This window comes from Labrenzia sp. THAF191a (assembly GCF_009363335.1).
In the GTDB taxonomy this organism is placed as follows: Bacteria; Pseudomonadota; Alphaproteobacteria; order Rhizobiales; family Stappiaceae; genus Roseibium; species Roseibium algicola.
Genome location: NZ_CP045333.1, coordinates 5,844,686 through 5,862,121, shown reverse-complemented (window position 1 = coordinate 5,862,121; position 17,436 = coordinate 5,844,686). Strand labels below are relative to the sequence as shown.

Genomic DNA, 17,436 nt, shown 5'->3' with positions numbered 1-17,436 from the left:
TAAGGCTCCGAATGCAGGGAGGAAAATCATGAAGTTCGTAACATTGGCAACCGCAACGGCCATGCTGGCCAGTTCTGCCGGCCTTGCCGCCGCGCAACAGGCGATCACGGTCAACATCGGTTCTTCGCATCCGGAACAGAATATCTGGGTCTACGCGATGAAGAACACCTTCCAGCCGGAAGTGAACCGGATCCTGGAAGCCGCCGGCGAATACAAGGTCGACTGGGTGGAGTCCTACGCCGGCACGCTCTACAAATTCACCGACACGCGTGAGGCCGTCATGGACGGCATCGTCGATGTGGGCATGGTCGGCACCGTCTGGGAAGGCGCGAACATGCCGCTCCAGAACGTGACCTATTTCACGCCGTTTGCCACGGAAGACCACAAGATGATCATCGAGATCTTTGATGATCTTTCGGCAAACCTGCCGGAGCTGCGTGACAGCTGGGCGGAAAACGGCATGGTTCATCTGTCATCGCTCATCACCGACAGCTACGACATCTATGCCACCTTCCCGGTCAACTCCATGAAGGATCTTGAAAACCGCAAGCTCAACGCCCCGGGAACCTCGGCCAACTGGTTGCGCGGAACGGGTGCAACGCCGGTCGACGGTGCACTGACGACCTATTACACCAACATCCAGACCGGCGTGACCGAAGGTACGCTGTCCTTCGCGTCGGGCATTCTGCCGACCCGCGTCTATGAAGTCGCGCCTGAACTCACCCGCGTGGGCATCGGCTCGATGTATTTCGGCGGCATCGCGGCCAACAAGGACTTCTTCGACGGTCTGCCGGAACCAGTCCAGGCCGCCTTCCGGGAAGCTGCGAAGGCAACTTCCGCGGCACACGGTCAATATGTCGAGGATCTTGCCACGCGAGCACTCAAGGAAATGCAGGAAGCGGGTCTGACGATCCACGAACTGCCGGAAGCAGAAAAAACCGCCTGGGTGAATGGACTGCCGAATATCGTGGAGCCGTGGCTGGAACAGACCGGCGATGCCGGCCGTGTCGTGCTGAAGGCCTATTTCGACGCCCTGCGCGCACGTGGTGCGGAACCGCTGAGGTCCTGGGACGAAGGGCTCTGAGAGCGGCCTTGCCTCACACCTCTCCCGCCCGGCATCTTGTCCGGGCGGGTTTATTGAGAGCGAACTGGACGTAACGATGACGGATGAGACCAGAACCGAGGCCGACGACGCCTATGTCCCGGCTTTCTCGGAAGCGCCTTTCGGCGCAATGCTCGGCGGCACGGCCGCCATCATGTCATCGGTCGGTACCCTTTCCATCGGCGCGCTCATGATACTGATCGTCGCTGATGTCCTTGGTCGAAACTTCTTCAACGCGCCGATTACCGGCGTTGCGGAAATTGCTGCGCGCACCGTTGTTGCCATCGTCTTCCTGCAGGTTGCCGCTGCCATCCTGCAAAAGCGCCTGACCCGGGCCGATTTTCTCGTCCGGCGTCTTGAAAGCGTGTCGCCGAAAGGTGTCTGCCTGATCGAGGCCCTGTTCTCCCTCTGCGGCGTCATCGTGTTCGGTCTCATTCTCTGGGCTTCCTGGCCGAAATTCGCCAGTGCCTGGGCGACGTCCGAATTTTTCGGCGTCCAGGGCGTCTTCACCATTCCGACCTGGCCCTTCCGGGGCATAACGGTCCTGGGCTCGGCGGTGGCTGTTCTGGCCGCGTTTTACCGGGCTCACACAGAAATTCGCATGTTCCGGAGCTTTTCATGACGACGTTGACCATTGGCTTCCTGCTTGTCGGCGCGTTGATCGTTCTGGTTCTGCTCGGCATGCAAATAGCCTATGCGCTGTTCCTTGTGGCCTTTGCCGGGATCTGGATCATCCGCAATAACATCGACCTTGCCTTCAGGATGCTGGAGCTGACCGTCTACAGCGGCATTGCCGATTATCTGTTCGCGACCATTCCCCTCTTCGTCCTGATGGGGCTGCTGGTGAGCGTTTCCAACGTCGGGCGGGACACCTTCGAAGTTGCAGAGGAACTGCTGCGCCGGGTCATCTGCGGTCTCGGGGTCGCGACTGTCGCGGCCAACACGATCTTCGCTGCGGTCACCGGCGTCTCCATCGCCTCAGCGGCGGTATTCACCCGTGTCGCAGTCCCTGAAATGGAGCGTCACGGGTATCGCCCGGCCTTTGCTGCGGGCACGGTCGCGGGCTCATCGGTACTCGGTATGCTGATCCCGCCGAGCTTGCTCCTCATTATTTACGGGGTTCTGGCAGAAGTCTCCATCGGTGGCATGTTCATCGCCGGCATCGTGCCGGGGCTGATGCTTGCCGGTGGCTTCGTGGCAATGCTCGTTGCCGTGACCGTCCTGTTCCCTGGTTTCGTTCTCACCGATCCGGCTGCTGCGAAGGAGCGCCGGCGCGACAGCGCCATCGAACCGATGCCGCTTGGTAGGATGATCGCCAAGCTGGTGCCGATCATCCTGCTCGTGGTTCTGGTGCTCGGCGGACTTTATTCGGGATATTTCACACCAACGGAGGCTGGCGGTGTCGGCGCCTTCGGTGCGCTGCTGGTTGCTCTTTCACGCCGTTCCCTCAACCGCCATAACCTGTGGCGGGTGATGAAGCAGACCGGCGTGATCTCGGTATCGATCCTGCTGCTGCTCGTCGCTGCCAGTTACTATTCGCGCATGTTGTCGATTGCCGGCCTTCCCAACGCCATCGCAAGCCTCGTCAACGAGACCGGGCTCGGCCCGATGGGCTTCATGGTTCTGTGCTCGGCGCTCATTCTCGTCATGGGCATGATCCTCGACAGTACGTCGATCCTCCTGATCATGGTGCCGATCGCAGCGCCCATCGCGCAGCACATGGGAATAGACCTCAGCCAGTTCGGCATCGTCATCGTGATCGCTGTTGAAATCGGCCTCCTGACGCCACCCTTCGGCATCTCGGTGTTCACGGTGCACAATACGCTCAACGATCCGGACGTTTCCGTCGAACAGATCTTCGCGGGCACGATGCCTTTCATCGCGGTCATGCTTCTGGTTTTGCTGCTCGTTATTCTTCTGCCCGGCATTGCCACCTTGTTCTTGTGATGGAGAAAACAACGCGAGGATATTCCGTTCGTCCAGGCAACGCCTTCTTTCGTGGCCCCGAGACCGAACGACCTCGCTGGTGACAGCCATTTTGACAAGACACATCTATGAGGCGGTGCAGCCTACCGGCTGGTGATCCTCCGGAGGAGGGTCAAGACACGTCCTCTATTCTGCTTACGCCATGCGGGGCGCAAAGTTCGGCAAGTACCGTGTGGATACGCGCGATGATTTCAGCCCGCGGCGATACGATCCGCTCAACGATGCCGATTTGCCTTGTCACCTGCGGATTGCCGAAAGGGAGTTTTGTCAGCCGCTGGTGATCCGGTTCCTGCAAGGCGACATGGGGTACAACGGAAACCCCCATGCCTTGCCGTACACATGTGACGATGGATCCGATCGTGTCGATCTCGGCAATGTCGTTGGTTGCGATCCCCATGCGAGAGATCTCCGTGTCGATAAGGTTGGCAAGCGGCACGGCGCTGCGAAATCGAATGAACGGACAGGTGGCCAGCAGGTCGGCAGGGTCGGTGGATTTTGTGTCTTCCGGTGCGATCAGCCAGAGCGGCTCACGAAGAAAGGGGCTCCAGCGCAAGGCGGGCGGAATGCCGACATGCTCCGCGACCACGGCAGCATCGAGCCGTCCGGAAGCCACATCGGCAATCAGGGTTGAAGACAGAGAAACTCTGAGATTGGTTTTCAGATCGGGATACTGGTTTCGCATCTGGACAATGGCTCTCGGCAGCAGATTCAATGCACTGGAACGAACAGAGCCCAGCATGAGGGTGCCGGCGAGCTTGTCTCCCCGCAGATTAGCCTTGGTATCGTCTTCGAGACGTAACATCTCCTGAGCCATTTCAAGGACTTGAAGCCCCTGCGAGGTCAACTTCGGAGGACGGAACGACCGTTCGAACAGGGTAATGTTCAGTTCGACTTCCAGCGCCTGGATCTGTTGGCTGACTGCCGATGGCGTCAGGTTTACGATCTCCGCCGCCTTGGTGAAGGTGCCACGGGTTGCAATAGCGACCAGGGTCTTGAGTTGACGGGTGTCCATACCTTCATCCAGTTTTTCTTAACATAAGAACCAGATTAATTCGCTTTTGTTAAGTCATTCTATCCGTTACCCAAGATGGCGGAGGAATTCAACCGTGCAAGCTGGGAGGCGGACGCGGTCACTCATCCCCTATCAAAGAACAATCACTTTCCGCTTGCGGAGAGCAGAGAGACGTACGCATGAGCAAGAAAATCCTTGTGACCGGCCCCGACCTCGACCCAAGTGCTGTCGCGCTTGTGCAAGACCATGGATACGAAACCGTTCATACCCCGGCCTATGCAGACAGTGATGTGATCTCCACGCTTCTGGTCGAGACCGGGGCGGAAGGGATCGTCTCGCGAATGGGCCGACTGGATGCCGACGTCCTGGAAAAGGCTCCAAATCTCCGCGTCATTTCAAAGCATGGTGTTGGCGTCGATAACATAGATCTCCAGGCAGCCGCATCCCGCGGCATTCCGGTACTTGTTGCAACAGGCGCAAATGCAGTTTCAGTCGCCGAACATGCGATTGCACTCATGCTTGCCACAGTGAAGCGCATCCTGCCGCTTGACGCAGGGCTTCGTGCCGGCCGCTGGGAAAAGGCGGGTTTTCTTGGCCGCGAGCTGGCAGGAAGCCGACTGGGCCTTTTGGGGATGGGGTCTATTGCGCAGGCGACAGGCCGAATTGCCAAGGGCATTGGCCTGAACCTGATCGGCTTCGATCCCTATGCCGACAACGACGTATTCGAAAGACTGGACGTAAAACGCTGCAGCTCGCTCGAAGAGCTGCTGGAACAATCCGATGTCCTGAGCCTTCATTGTCCGCTGACCGATCAGACTCGCCAGATCCTGAACGCCGAAGCCATCGCGCGCATGCCGGAAGGCAGCTACGTGATCAACACGGCACGTGGTGGGCTGATTGACGAAGACGCGCTGCTCGCTGCAGTTCAATCAGGTCATCTTGCAGGTGCAGGACTTGACACCTTTGCCGTGGAACCACCCCAGGCGAACCATCCGTTCTTCAGTGAAAACCGCATCGTTGTCACTCCGCATATCGGCGGCGTCACGCGCGAAGCCGGTGCACGTGTGGGAGTGGAAGCCGTGCGCGGCATCTTCCAGGTTCTGGATGGCCAGCCTGTCGCCCGTGAACGCATAGCAAATCGTGCACTTCTGGCCGACGCCGGTGCCATGTACGCCAAAGCAGGAGAATGAACATGTCGGTTGGCTTTCGTATTTGCAGCCGAAAACAAGCTGCGCCGCTGGAACTCGTTGCTGAATTTGCCAAGCTTCCGGTTGCCAATGTCTCCGACTGCATGGGACGCCTCGCAGCCGCCGGTCCGCGTCTGCGACCGATGCATTCCTCCGGCGGCCTGGCCGGTGTGGCGCTGACCGTCAAGAGCCGTCCGGGTGACAACCTGATGCTGCACAAGGCGATCGATCTGGCCAAACCCGGTGATGTGATCGTTGTCGATGCCGGTGGGGATCTTTCCAATGCCCTCATGGGTGAGCTGATGCTTGCCTATGCCGTCAAGAGAGGGGTTGCGGGCTTTGTCTTGAATGGCGCAATCCGCGATGTCGATGCCTTTCTCAAGACCAACCTGCCGACCTTCGCCGCGGGGGTCACCCATCGCGGCCCCTACAAGGACGGCCCGGGTGAAATCAATGTTCCGATCAGTCTGGACGGAATGGTGATCGAGCCAGGTGACATCGTGCTGGGCGATTCCGATGGCGTGCTCGCGGTTCCCCTGGATGGGGCCGAGAAAATTCTTCGCCAGACCCTGGCGAAGCAGGATGCCGAAGAACGGCAGATGAAGGCAATCGCTGAAGGCAAGAACGATCGCAGCTGGGTGGACGCAGCCCTCAAGGAACGCGGTTGCGAATTTCCGGATTACTGAACAGTCTCAACAAAGGGAGGAGACAAATGCTTACTTACCTGAAGGCTTCTGCAATTGCAGGTGCGCTGGTTATGGTCGCTGGGGCTGCCATGGCCGACTATCCCGAAAAACCCATCGAGGTCATTGTCGGATATTCCGCAGGCGGCGGCACGGACGTTATGGCCCGCACCGCTGCACCTTTCATCGAAAAATATTTGGGCGAAGGGGCAAGCCTCGTCGTCAAGAACATGCCGGGTGCAAGTGGGCAGATCGGCATTACGGAAACGGCGAGATCTTCTCCGGACGGCTACACGCTCGGCACCTTCAACCTTCCGGGCATGATGGCGCGCACGATTGATCGTGAAGCGGAATATGATGCCGACAGCTTCACCTATCTCGCCAATGTGGTGAACGATCCCAACGTGATCGTCACCTCCAAGGCGAGCGGTCTCGACACGCTCGACAAGTTGATCGCGGAAGCCAAGGCCAATCCCGGGGCCATCACCGTCGGGATGTCCAGCCTCGGAGGCGATGATCACTTCGCGCTGATCAAGCTTGAGGGCCTGACCGAAACCGAGTTCACCATCGTTCCGTTCAAGGGCTCCGCGCCGGCGCGAACCGCACTCATGGGCGGACACGTGGCGATGGGTATCCTGAACATTTCCGAGGTGGCCGAGTTTCAGGAAGAACTGAATGTACTTGGCGTTGCGACGCCGGAGCGCTCTGACTTTGCGCCAGACCTGCCAACCTTCAAGGAGCAGGGGCTGGACCTGATTAACGGATCCATGCGGGGGTTCGTTGCGCCTGCCAGCCTGCCTGAGGATGTCCAGGCAAAGCTTCTTGCCGCATTCGAACAGCTTGCCTCTGATCCGGAGTTCCTCAAAGCCATGAAGGAAACCGCAAATCCGGTCGAAGTGGTAACCGGGGACGATTTCAAGGCATTGACCGAGGATCTGCATACCCTTGCAAAGCAGGTCTGGGATACGACTCCCTGGAACTGATGCGCGTTGCGCGGGGCACGCCCCCGCGCGGCCTCTCTTACTCAGATAAAGCCAGTGCCATGTCCGACCATCGTACACACCGCCTTCTCCGGCCCGAGACACTGACCGCTCTTGGCATCGCCGCGGCCGCGTTTGCTTTTCTCTACCCGACCTCGACATTGAGGCCGATATCTGCCCTGCTGCCAGCCGTGATGCTGGTCGGGCTGATCATCCTCTCGCTACTGCTTCTTATCGCCGATCAACGCAAGGCGTCGGCTGGTGAAGAAACCGAGCCCATGAGCAAGTCGCCCGGCCGGGTCGCAGGTGCCTTTCTGCTGATCCTTGGCTACGCATTGGCCACCGACCTGATCGGCTTTTATCCGAGCACGGCCATAACCATTCCGCTCGTTGCCTGGCTCTTCGGCTATCGCAACCCACTTGGACTTGCAGTGGCAACCCTGGTCGTTGCCGGAGCCATCTGGCTGATCTTCGATTACGGAATGTCGCAAGACTTTCCGGCAGGACGCCTCTGGCAGGAGTGATCTCAATGTACTCCGATCTTCTCAGCGCACTTCCCGAAGTTTTCGGGCTGGCCAACTTTGCCGCTGTCGTCATCGGCGTGATTGCGGGCATTGTTGTCGGTGCAATGCCCGGCCTGAGCGCCACGATGGCCATCTCCGTGCTTGTGCCATTCACGTTCGGTCTCGAACCTCTGGTCGCGCTCGGTCTGATGGCCGGCATCTACAACGGTGCAATGTATGGCGGTGCCATCCCCGCAGTTCTTCTGCGGATTCCCGGAACCCCCGCAGCCGTTGCGACAACGTTCGACGGTTATCCGATGGCGCAAAAGGGCGAGGGCGGATTTGCGCTGCAAGTGGCCGTCGTCTCATCTTCGATCGGCGGCATCGCAAGCGCCTTTGCCCTGATGCTGCTCGCGCCTCCGCTCTCCAAGGTCACGCTCCTGTTTGGCCCTTCGGAAGTGTTCTGGGTTGCCGTGTTCGGCCTTGCCAGCATCATTTTCCTTCTGGGAGGCAACCCGGTGAAAGGGCTGATCAGCGCCTGTTTCGGTGTTTTCGTCTCAGTGGTGGGCTCGGACCCGATCTATGGAAATGATCGCTACACTTTCGGACAGCTGGAGCTTCTGGACGGCGTCAATATCGTCATTCTGCTCGTCGGTCTCTACGCGCTGCCTCCGGTCATCGATCTGCTCGAAACGCCTTTGAAAACGGACGGCGTCAACAGTTCCAAGCTGGGAACGGAGCCGATCTGGCGTGCGCTGCCTCGCATGTACCGCTTCTGGAAGACATGGATCCGTTCATCGATCATCGGGATCTGGATCGGAATTCTTCCGGGAGCCGGCGGTTCGATGGCTGCTTTCATGTCCTATAACGAAGCTCGCCGGGCCTCGAAAACACCGGATACCTGGGGCAATGGTGAACCCGAAGGCGTTGCGGCCGCGGAAACAGCAAACAATGCCGACACCGCTTCCGCGCTAATCCCGGCCCTGACACTTGGCATCCCGGGAACTGCTGTCGCTGCGGTCATGCTGGGTGGGTTGCTGGTGCATGGTCTGCAGCCGGGGCCCATGCTGTTCCGGGACAATCCGGACGTGGTATTCGGCTTCATGTGGCAGTTCCTGTTCGGCGCGATCCTTCTGGTGCTGCTTGGCGGGGCTCTGGCTACGAACAGTTTTGCGCGCCTTTTGAATCTTCCGCGTCCTCTCCTGGGGTCGGTCATCATCGTCTTGATGCTGATCGGGGTTTATTCGATCCACGGACGGATGTTCGATGTCTATCTGATGCTCGGCTTCGGTGCGATCGGCTGGGTAATGGACAAGCTCAAGTTCCCTCTGCCACCGGTTGTCCTGGGTCTAATCCTGGGTGGGTTTTCCGAGGAAAACCTTCGTCTTGCCTTGCGGATCGGACGCGGCGACTGGCTGGTCCTGTTCTCGAATACAACCAGCCTGGTTCTGGTAGCCCTGACGGTCGCGGTTGTCGTCGGGCCGATGATCAAGCGGCGGATTCAAGGCGCCAAAAGGGAAGAGGCTACCAGCTGACAAGACCTTGAGTATTTGACGGGAAACTTGCCTGAAAAATCAGGACCCCGGTGCAGAGCGATCAGCTCGCATCGGGGTTTTCTGCCTGTTTCATTCCTTTCCATGAGATCCGTTTGCTCTGATTTCTCGGGGATCCGCCACAGTACCTTACGAAGGACTGACGGAGTCGCAACATGGGTTGGTTTCGACTGTTATTCGTAGCTCAGCGCATCCTTTGGAAAACAGCGGGCAAGATGGTCGATGAATGATCGGACAGCTGGCGGCAGCCCGCGCCGCGTCGTGAAGACCAGATGCACGATCCCTTTCTGACTTCGCCATTGCGGGAGGACACGCACAAGATCCCCGGTAGCCAGTTCCGCGCTGCAGACGTGGTCGGGCAAAAGCGCTACACCGAGACCCTTCTTCACGGCCGTTCGTGTTGCCGAAAAATCCGCGCAGCCCATCCTGGCCTGCTTTCGAAACGCGCGGGTTTCGCCCATGTCGGTTTCGATGTTCCATTCGATTTCATCCGCGCTATCACTCGTCGATAGCAAGGGAACTTTGTCCAGGTCATCGACCTCATGAACGGTCTGCGCCAGACCTGGATTTGCAACCAGAATTCTGATTGACGTACCGATCGTACGCATTGTCAGCGAGGCATCGCTGGTCAACGCCGTACGCACACGCAAGGCGAGATCAATGCGTTCCGAGATCAGGTCCAGCGCCCGATCGGCTGCTACGAGCTGCAGCCGTACCTTGGGGTGACGAGACAGGAACTCGCTTATCAGCGGGGCAACAACCTCAACGAGGCCGGTTGGGCATCCGAAGCGGATCAGCCCGTGCGGTTCTGCCCGGGATTCCGCAACCAGGGCATGGGCGTGCTCAGCTTCCGACTGCATGCTGCGGCACCGCTCATAGAATTGCTCCCCGATGTCGGTGACCCGAAACCGCCGGCTTGATCTTTCGATCAGCCTTACGCCCAGGCGCTCTTCCAGAGCCGCTATTCGCCGGCTGAGCTTTGACTTGGGAACGCCGATCGCCCGGCCTGCCGGCGCAAATCCGCGATGCGCCACCACCTCGGCGAAATAAGCCAGGTCATTCAGGTCTTGCTGCATAGATCGTTCTTTCTATGGAACGCTAAGTGTTGAAAATGCCCACTACAGAAACGATCGTTCCATTTGCATCTTCATGTCAACGGCAATCGTGCCGTCAGACAGGAGAATGAAATGACACAGAACTTCGAGAACAAGGTTGTGGTTGTCACCGGCGGAACCAGTGGCATCGGTCTCGCGACGGCAAAAGCATTCGCATCTGCGGGGGCATCCGTCTTTATCACCGGTCGCCGCCAGGCAACTCTTGACGAAGCCGTCAAGTCCATTGGCGGGCGAACGACCGGCGTGCAGGGGGATATGTCCGTGCTTGCAGATATCGACCGGCTGTACGACGCGGTCCAGCAGCAGCACAGCCAGATTGATGTACTCTTCGCCAATGCCGGTGGAGGTGAATTTGCCCCGCTCGGCGAGATCAGCGAAGAGCACTATCAAAAGACATTCGATACCAATGTGAAAGGTGTTCTTTTCACCGTGCAAAAGGCGCTGCCGCTGCTGCGGGACGGAGCCTCGATCATCCTGACGTCTTCGACCACGGGCACCGCGGGGACACCGAACTTCAGTGTCTATTCGGCAACCAAGGCGGCAGTGCGCAATTTCGCCCGCAGCTGGATCCTCGATCTGAAGGACCGCAATATCCGGGTGAACGTTATCAGCCCCGGGCTGACCGAGACCGCCGGCCTCAACGATCTCTTCGGTGGCGGTGAGCAGGCCGAAGGTGTCAAGAACCATATCCTCGGCAATATTCCCTCTGGCCGGATCGGCCGGCCGGAAGACATCAGCAACGCAGTGCTCTTTCTTGCTTCAGAGGCATCGAGCTTCGTCAACGGCATCGAACTGTTCGTCGATGGTGGCATGAACCAGATTTAAGTCCGCGGTTGACCAGACGGTCCGAGCCGACAACCGGTTTGGCCGTCTGGCCCACGCGCTCACTTCAATACGCTCTCAAGGAGTCTCTTCGATGGAAATCGGAATTCTGGGCGCAGCGTCGCTCGGGCAGGCCCTCGCCAGTCGGCTGGCCGCTGCCGGTCACTACATAGTCCTGGCCAACAGCCGTGGGCCGGAAAGTCTGCGTGATGTCGTGACGCGACTTGGGAAAGGGATAGCCGCCGGCCATGCGGCGGAGGCCATGAACAAACCGGTCGCTGTCCTGGCCATGCCATGGACGAAACTCAGCGACGTGCTTACGCCTGATATCGACTGGGACAACCGCGTCTTGATCGACGCGACAAATATCTTCACCAGCTATGCACCGTCGTTCGAGATCGATGATCTGGGGGAAGAGACCGGCAGCGAGATTGTCGCCCGCCTGGCCCCCGGCGCCCGTGTCGTGAAAACGTTCAACACTCTTCCGGTCGCTACAATGATCGCGCCGTTACAGGAAGACCGTTTGCGGCGAGTCCTGTTCGTTGCCGGTGACGACGAAGACGCTGTCGCCATCGCACAGCATCTGGTTTCAGACATCCATCTGCACCCGGTGTGCATCGGTTCGCTGGCGGCAGGCGGGAGGCTGATGGAACTCGGCGGCGCGCTGAGCGGCCTGGAACTCTTCATCGATGGCGGCAGGTGATAAAGCTGACCCGGAGCCATGCGTTCAAGCAGCCGAAGGCTGCAGCGCAGGAATATATATGGCGGAGAGAGGGGGATTCGAACCCCCGGAACGCTTGCGCGCTCAACGGTTTTCGAGACCGCCCCGTTCAACCACTCCGGCACCTCTCCGCGGTACTTGCGATAAACGGGTCTCAAGTGGCGCGGAACATAGACACACTCTGCGCGCCCTGCAAGCCCGGAAATGAGTTCTTTTTTCAGTTTGTGGATTGGGGCTGTTTTTGCCCGGTTTGTCGGCTTCCTGGGCGTGAATTGACCGCCTGCAGACGTATTCGCACGACGCGAAAAGCGGTCTGCAGGGAGCTCGGGGAAGGGGAGGAGGGAACGCCATGGAGATTCGGATTGACCGGATGTCGGCTTGCCCCGATAACGGCCGTCAACGCTGATTGGCGTTTCCCTGTTTGCGGGAATCGTGGTGACCACGAGAGAAACCGCCGCGAATGCGAGGGCGCCAGGGAAACGAAAACAAGCGGTTTTGCGGCAGAAAGGCCAGATTTCCGTTTGACAACGAGAACGGGCCGACTATATTGCGCGGGCTCGAAAAGGTTCGCTTTTTCGAGTTATGTTTGTCGTTCAAGGCCTGCCGGGCTTTAAAAGCTTCACGCTCAACCCGACACAAAGACTTGTCAGCCAGGATCAAGACCTGGAGAGACAGGCGCCTCGGTTCGACCTGAAAAGCAGCCGGTTCGATGGTTTAACAGCCCGTTCCGGTGTGTCAAAAACGAAAAGAAGGACGTGCGAGACATGTTCGCAGTGATCAAGACGGGTGGCAAGCAGTACACTGTTGCCGCCGATGACCTCCTGAAGGTCGAAAAGCTCGATGCCGAAGCCGGCAGCACCGTCACCTTTGAAGAGGTTCTGATGGTCGGCAATGGCACCGACACCACCGTAGGCGCTCCGCTTGTCGAAGGCGCAACCGTGGTTGCCGAAGTGGTCGAACAGGGCCGTAACCGCAAGGTTATCATTTTCAAGAAGCGCCGGCGTCAGAATTCCCGCCGCCGCAACGGCCATCGTCAGGCTTTCACCCTCGTGAAGGTGACCGATATCCTGACCGGTGGTGCAAAGCCGGCCAAGAAGGCAGCGCCGAAGAAGGCAGCGCCGAAGGCTGAAGAAACCGCTGAAGCCGCACCGGCTGCAGCAGAAGGCGCCGACGACCTGAAGAAACTCGATGGCGCCGGTCCGGCAGCTGTGAAGAAGCTGAACGAAGCAGGTATCACCACCTTCGCTCAGATCGCAGCAATGTCTGCTGACGACGTCGCACGCGTTGAAGAAGAAACTGGCCTGAAAGGCAAGTTCGAACGCGGTAATTGGGTTGAGCAGGCCAAGGAACTGGCTGGCAACTAAGCCGCCGCTCCCGAACCTAAAAAGTATTCGAAGAACGAGGAGTTCTAACGATGGCACATAAAAAGGCAGGCGGCTCGTCCCGCAACGGCCGCGACTCAGCTGGCCGCCGTCTCGGCATCAAGAAATTCGGCGGGGAAGCTGTGATTCCCGGCAACATCATCGCGCGTCAGCGCGGCACTACCTGGCACCCGGGCACCGGCGTTGGTATGGGCAAGGACCATACCATCTTCGCAACCGTGGAAGGCAAGGTAGAGTTCCAGGCGAAAGCCAACAAGCGAACCTACATTAACGTGCTCCCGGTAGCGGAAGCAGCGGAGTAAAGCCGACGTGAAGTTTCGAAACGCCGGCGTCCCGTAAGACCCCGGCAATTCGAGACAGGTCAGCAATCCGACCAGTCAAGATCCAAGGGGGAGATGGGGCGCCATCTCTCCCTTGATTTGTTTTGGCTGGAGGAAAAGATGGTTGTTGAAAGTGACGGTTTATTAGACGAAAGCAGTCTGGCTGCGGCCCCATTGCCGCAGGAAGCGGTTCGTGTGCGGCTCGACAAGCCGCGTATGGACGATTTGGCCGATATGGTATTTCTGGCCAACAACAAGAAAGTGGCGGCAAACCTTTCCACCATGCCGCATCCCTTCGCGTTGGACGATGCCCGGGCGCTGGTCGCCAAGGCCGCGATCAACCAGCCCCGTTCTTCAAGCTTTGCCATCCGCCTGAAGTTAACCGGCCGGCTGATCGGCATCGCGCGGTATGCCAATGTCGAGCCCGGCGGTCCGGTGCATGTCGGCTATTGGCTGGGTGAACCCTTCTGGGGCCAGGGTCTGGCAACAGAGGCGGTGCATGCACTGGTCGACCATGCCTTCACCTATCATGACATCGGCGAGCTGCAGGGATCCTGCAGGGTCACCAACCCGGCATCGCGCCGGGTGCTCGTCAAATCCGGATTTCAGTATCGCGACCAGGCCATGATCCGCTCTCTCGGGGCGGGTGGCTCGGTGCCCATCGAGCGCTATACGCTGGAGCGGGCTGTCTGGAAGTCATTGAAAAGATGGGGGCAGGGACGATGAGCATGTTGCCTGAGCTGAAAACAAGACGCCTGATCCTGCGGTCGATCGAGATGTCGGACGCCGAAGCCATGGTTGCGCTGGCGGGCAAGGATTTCGAGGTCGCCCGCTGGATGACGTCGTTCACCTGGCCTTATGAGGAAGGGGCTGCGGAAGCCTTCCTGAAAACGGTGGTCGGCAAGGATCCGTTCGAAACCGAAGCGTTGTTTGCCATTACGCTCGGTGGGGTGTTCATCGGGGTGGTTGCCATCGAACCGCCGGGTGACCTGGATGATCTGCCGAACCTGCCGACACTCGGCTATTGGCTCGGCCGGGCGTTTCAGGGGCATGGCTATGCCAGCGAGGCTGTAGAGGCTGCTCTCGCCTGGGCGTTTGAAGCCTTTGAGACGGACGCCATAGCCGCGCGCGCCTTTGAGGACAACTTCCGCTCCCGCGGTCTGCTGCGGAAAATGGGTTTCAAGCCCTATTCCATGACGGAACGTTTTTCGAAGGCACTCGACCGAAGGGTTTCCAACGTGATCGTCCGCCTGGCGCGCACCGATTTCGATGCACGCAAGGAAGCGGCCTGATGTCGCCAGTTCTGAAGACCGGGCGTCTGGTCCTTCGAGCCCCGCGCCCGGAGGATCTGGATCGCTGCGCCGAGCTTCTGGGGGACTACGAAGTCGCCAAGATGCTGTCGCGGGTTACCTACCCTTACGATCTGGAGCAGGGCCGGGCCTATCTGGCGCTGTCTGTCGAGCGCTGGTCGACATGGCAGGAGGCGGAGGAACTCGGTTTCCAGATCGACTGCGACGGCCTGATGATCGGTGGCATCGGCTTCAAAAAGTTGCGGGAGACCCCGGAGATCGGCTATTGGCTGGGGCGCGCCTATTGGGGCAAGGGATATATGAGCGAAGCAGTGCAGGCGGCGGTCGCCTGGCTGTTCGGCAATACGGATCACAAGTTGGTCGCCTGCGAAGCCATGATGGATAACCCAGCTTCGCTCGGCGTTGCCCGGAAATTGGGTTTCCGGGAAGTTGGTGAAGTGGGCTGTGCCAGCGTGTCGCGAGGCTGTACGATGCCCGCCATTCGCACCGAGCTGACACGAACAGACTTTCTGAACGGCCATTGATCCGATCGGGATCCGGCCTGACACAGGACGAAAAGAGAAAAAGAAAATGAAATTCCTAGATCAGGCCAAGATCTATGTGCGCTCTGGCAATGGCGGAGCGGGCTGCGTATCGTTCCGACGCGAGAAATACATCGAATATGGCGGACCGGACGGTGGTGACGGCGGCAAGGGTGGTGATGTCATCATCGAATGTGTCGACGGCCTGAACACGCTGATCGACTATCGCTACAAGCAGCATTTCAAGGCGGAAACCGGCATTCACGGCATGGGCCGCAACCGCACGGGCGCGCACGGCGGCGACGTCGTGCTGAAGGTTCCTGTCGGTACCCAGATCTTCGAGGAAGACAACGAGACGCTGATTGCCGACCTGACCGAGCTTGGCCAGAAGGTGATGCTTCTGAAAGGGGGCAACGGCGGCTTCGGCAACGCCCATTTCAAGTCGTCGGTCAATCAGGCGCCGCGCAGGGCCAACCCTGGTCTTGAAGGCGAGGAAAAATGGATCTGGCTGCGGCTGAAGCTGATCGCCGATGCCGGCCTGGTCGGCCTGCCCAATGCGGGCAAGTCCACCTTCCTTGCGACGGTATCGGCTGCAAAGCCGAAAATTGCCGACTATCCGTTCACGACCATTCACCCAAATCTTGGCATCGTGCAGATCGACGGCCGCAGCTTTGCCATGGCCGATATTCCCGGCCTGATCGAGGGCGCGCACGAAGGCACGGGTCTTGGCGACCGCTTCCTTGGGCATGTCGAACGCACCCGCGTTCTGCTTCATCTGGTCGACGGCTCCGGCCAGGAAGACCCGGGCGAAGCCTATAGGATCGTGCGCGGCGAGTTGGATGCCTATGGCGCCGGGCTTACGGAGAAACCCGAGATCGTGGCGCTCAGCAAGTGCGACGCTCTCAATGAAGACCTGATTGCCGAAAAGGCGGCGAGCCTTGAGGAAGCCTGTGGTCAGAAACCGCTGATCCTGTCCTCGGCCAGTGGCCTCAATGTCGACCGGGCGCTGCGCATGATCGTTCGCGCGATTGACAGGGATAAGGAAGAAGAAGCCAACCAGGTGCCTGCACCCGAACAAGAGGGCTGGCATCCCTGATGTCCCGCAGTCTGAGAGACTTCAGCCGCATCGTTGTCAAGATCGGCTCCGCCTTGCTTGTCGAGCAGGGCGAACTCAAGCGTAGCTGGCTCAACGCGCTGATCGCCGATGTGGTCAAGCTGTGCGATGCCGGTGCGGAGGTGCTGCTTGTCTCCTCCGGATCGATTGCGCTTGGCCGCGGTATTCTCGGGCTGCCGGGTGGGCCGCTGAAGCTGGAGGAAAGTCAGGCGGCGGCCGCAGCCGGTCAGATCGCGCTGGCCCAGGCCTACGCGGATGCCCTCGGTGCGCATGGCAAGAAGGCTGGTCAGATTCTGCTCACCCTTGGCGACACGGAAGAAAGGCGGCGCTATCTCAATGCGCGCGCCACTATCGGCACTCTGTTGAAGCTTGGTGCGGTACCGATCATCAACGAAAATGATTCCGTAGCGACTTCCGAGATTCGCTATGGCGACAACGACCGGCTGGCAGCGCGTGTTGCCACCATGGCCAGTGCCGACTGCCTTGTGCTTTTGTCGGATATCGACGGGCTTTACACCGCCCCGCCCCAGCAGAACCCCGATGCAGTGTTCCTGCCGGAAGTGCCGCGCATTACCCATGAAATCGAATCCATGGCCGGCAGCGCCGGGTCGGAGCTTTCGCGCGGCGGCATGAAGACGAAAATCGATGCCGGCAAGATCGCGACCGCGGCCGGAACGTCGATGGTGATCACGTCCGGCAAGGAACTCAACCCGCTTCAGCGGCTGGATCAGGGCGCCCGTGGCACCTGGTTCCCGGCGCTCAGTTCACCTGCCAGCGCCCGCAAGGCCTGGATTGGCGGCCATCTGGAGCCGCGCGGCGAAATCCGGCTGGATGCAGGCGCGGTCAAGGCGATGACGTCTGGCAAGAGCCTCCTGCCTGCCGGAGTGACATCGGTATCGGGAAGTTTTTCGCGCGGCGACGCCGTGACATTGCTCAACCCGGAAGGCCGGATCATCGGCCGGGGGCTGATTGCATATGACGCGGACGAGGCGCAGTTGATTGCAGGCCGCAACAGCCGCGAGATTGAAGCCATCGTCGGCTATCCGGGCCGGGCGGAAATGATCCATCGGGACGATCTGGTTCTGGAACTGCCCGCGCTCGAGTGAGTGTGAGCGAACCGATGGA

At 59.5% G+C, this 17,436-nt stretch carries 19 protein-coding genes and 1 tRNA gene; 17 read left to right on the top strand and 3 right to left on the bottom strand.

What is annotated here, in order from left to right:
- Nucleotides 1–28: 28 nt before the first annotated feature.
- From FIV05_RS26930 to FIV05_RS26920, 3 genes are all read left to right on the top strand, one after another.
- Nucleotides 29–1,084: a C4-dicarboxylate TRAP transporter substrate-binding protein gene (locus FIV05_RS26930; protein ID WP_023001700.1), complete on the top strand. Its 1,056-nt coding sequence runs from the start codon at nucleotides 29–31 to the stop codon at nucleotides 1,082–1,084.
- A gap of 76 nt (nucleotides 1,085–1,160) precedes the next feature.
- Nucleotides 1,161–1,724: a TRAP transporter small permease gene (locus FIV05_RS26925; protein ID WP_023001699.1), complete on the top strand. Its 564-nt coding sequence runs from the start codon at nucleotides 1,161–1,163 to the stop codon at nucleotides 1,722–1,724.
- Nucleotides 1,721–3,049, top strand: coding sequence for a TRAP transporter large permease (locus FIV05_RS26920; RefSeq protein ID WP_152511631.1), 1,329 nt, complete (start codon nucleotides 1,721–1,723; stop codon nucleotides 3,047–3,049). Before FIV05_RS26925 ends, FIV05_RS26920 begins: the two co-directional genes overlap by 4 nt.
- 151 nt (nucleotides 3,050–3,200) lie before the next feature.
- On the opposite strand, the gene FIV05_RS26915 is transcribed toward FIV05_RS26920, so the two are convergent.
- Nucleotides 3,201–4,100, bottom strand: coding sequence for a LysR family transcriptional regulator (locus FIV05_RS26915; RefSeq protein ID WP_152511630.1), 900 nt, complete (start codon nucleotides 4,098–4,100; stop codon nucleotides 3,201–3,203).
- 179 nt (nucleotides 4,101–4,279) lie between these two features.
- Between FIV05_RS26915 and FIV05_RS26910 the strand changes: the two genes are divergently transcribed.
- From FIV05_RS26910 to FIV05_RS26890, 5 genes are read left to right on the top strand one after another with little or no spacing between them, the layout of a single operon-like run.
- Nucleotides 4,280–5,290, top strand: coding sequence for a hydroxyacid dehydrogenase (locus FIV05_RS26910; RefSeq protein WP_152511629.1), 1,011 nt, complete (start codon nucleotides 4,280–4,282; stop codon nucleotides 5,288–5,290).
- 2 nt (nucleotides 5,291–5,292) lie between these two features.
- On the top strand, nucleotides 5,293–5,973 hold the full coding sequence (locus FIV05_RS26905; RefSeq protein ID WP_173013960.1) for an RraA family protein: 681 nt from the start codon (nucleotides 5,293–5,295) through the stop codon (nucleotides 5,971–5,973).
- 26 nt (nucleotides 5,974–5,999) lie between these two features.
- Nucleotides 6,000–6,953 (top strand): tripartite tricarboxylate transporter substrate binding protein, encoded by a 954-nt coding sequence (locus FIV05_RS26900; protein WP_152511627.1) that lies wholly within the window; start codon nucleotides 6,000–6,002, stop codon nucleotides 6,951–6,953.
- Nucleotides 6,954–7,012: 59 nt separating this feature from the next.
- Nucleotides 7,013–7,474: a tripartite tricarboxylate transporter TctB family protein gene (locus tag FIV05_RS26895; protein WP_152511626.1), complete on the top strand. Its 462-nt coding sequence runs from the start codon at nucleotides 7,013–7,015 to the stop codon at nucleotides 7,472–7,474.
- 5 nt (nucleotides 7,475–7,479) lie between these two features.
- A complete protein-coding gene (locus FIV05_RS26890) occupies nucleotides 7,480–8,988 on the top strand; it encodes a tripartite tricarboxylate transporter permease (RefSeq protein WP_152511625.1) in 1,509 nt (502 codons plus the stop codon).
- A 191-nt stretch (nucleotides 8,989–9,179) separates the two neighbouring features.
- Here FIV05_RS26890 and FIV05_RS26885 read toward each other — a convergent pair whose 3' ends face one another.
- Nucleotides 9,180–10,082 carry a LysR family transcriptional regulator gene (locus tag FIV05_RS26885; protein WP_077290572.1) on the bottom strand — a complete coding sequence of 301 codons (903 nt, stop codon included), beginning with the start codon at nucleotides 10,080–10,082 and terminating at the stop codon, nucleotides 9,180–9,182.
- A gap of 111 nt (nucleotides 10,083–10,193) precedes the next feature.
- Here FIV05_RS26885 and FIV05_RS26880 point away from each other — a divergent pair, with 111 nt between their 5' ends.
- Both FIV05_RS26880 and FIV05_RS26875 read left to right on the top strand, forming a co-directional pair.
- Complete coding sequence (locus tag FIV05_RS26880) at nucleotides 10,194–10,946, top strand: glucose 1-dehydrogenase (protein ID WP_152511624.1); 753 nt, start codon at nucleotides 10,194–10,196, stop codon at nucleotides 10,944–10,946.
- 91 nt (nucleotides 10,947–11,037) lie between these two features.
- Nucleotides 11,038–11,646 carry an NAD(P)-binding domain-containing protein gene (locus FIV05_RS26875; RefSeq protein WP_152511623.1) on the top strand — a complete coding sequence of 203 codons (609 nt, stop codon included), beginning with the start codon at nucleotides 11,038–11,040 and terminating at the stop codon, nucleotides 11,644–11,646.
- A 59-nt stretch (nucleotides 11,647–11,705) separates the two neighbouring features.
- Here FIV05_RS26875 and FIV05_RS26870 read toward each other — a convergent pair.
- Nucleotides 11,706–11,795, bottom strand: a tRNA-Ser gene (locus FIV05_RS26870).
- A 633-nt stretch (nucleotides 11,796–12,428) separates the two neighbouring features.
- On the opposite strand from FIV05_RS26870, the gene FIV05_RS26865 reads away from it, so the two are divergent.
- From FIV05_RS26865 to proB, 7 genes are all read left to right on the top strand, one after another.
- A complete protein-coding gene (locus tag FIV05_RS26865) occupies nucleotides 12,429–13,028 on the top strand; it encodes a 50S ribosomal protein L21 (RefSeq protein ID WP_023014642.1) in 600 nt (199 codons plus the stop codon).
- A 50-nt stretch (nucleotides 13,029–13,078) separates the two neighbouring features.
- Nucleotides 13,079–13,348, top strand: coding sequence for a 50S ribosomal protein L27 (rpmA, locus tag FIV05_RS26860; RefSeq protein WP_006933726.1), 270 nt, complete (start codon nucleotides 13,079–13,081; stop codon nucleotides 13,346–13,348).
- A gap of 138 nt (nucleotides 13,349–13,486) precedes the next feature.
- Nucleotides 13,487–14,092: a GNAT family N-acetyltransferase gene (locus tag FIV05_RS26855; RefSeq protein ID WP_209009801.1), complete on the top strand. Its 606-nt coding sequence runs from the start codon at nucleotides 13,487–13,489 to the stop codon at nucleotides 14,090–14,092.
- Entirely contained in the window at nucleotides 14,089–14,658 is a 570-nt protein-coding gene (locus FIV05_RS26850; RefSeq protein ID WP_152511621.1) for a GNAT family N-acetyltransferase, read from the top strand. The genes FIV05_RS26855 and FIV05_RS26850 overlap by 4 nt, the downstream gene beginning before the upstream one ends.
- Complete coding sequence (locus tag FIV05_RS26845; RefSeq protein ID WP_152511620.1) at nucleotides 14,658–15,200, top strand: GNAT family N-acetyltransferase; 543 nt, start codon at nucleotides 14,658–14,660, stop codon at nucleotides 15,198–15,200. Before FIV05_RS26850 ends, FIV05_RS26845 begins: the two co-directional genes overlap by 1 nt.
- Nucleotides 15,201–15,246: 46 nt before the next feature.
- The gene (gene obgE, locus FIV05_RS26840) at nucleotides 15,247–16,293 is read left to right on the top strand and encodes a GTPase ObgE (protein WP_023001684.1); all 1,047 of its coding nucleotides are present in this window, start codon (nucleotides 15,247–15,249) and stop codon (nucleotides 16,291–16,293) included.
- Nucleotides 16,293–17,417: a glutamate 5-kinase gene (proB, locus tag FIV05_RS26835; protein WP_152511619.1), complete on the top strand. Its 1,125-nt coding sequence runs from the start codon at nucleotides 16,293–16,295 to the stop codon at nucleotides 17,415–17,417. The genes obgE and proB overlap by 1 nt, the downstream gene beginning before the upstream one ends.
- Nucleotides 17,418–17,436 lie beyond the last annotated feature (19 nt).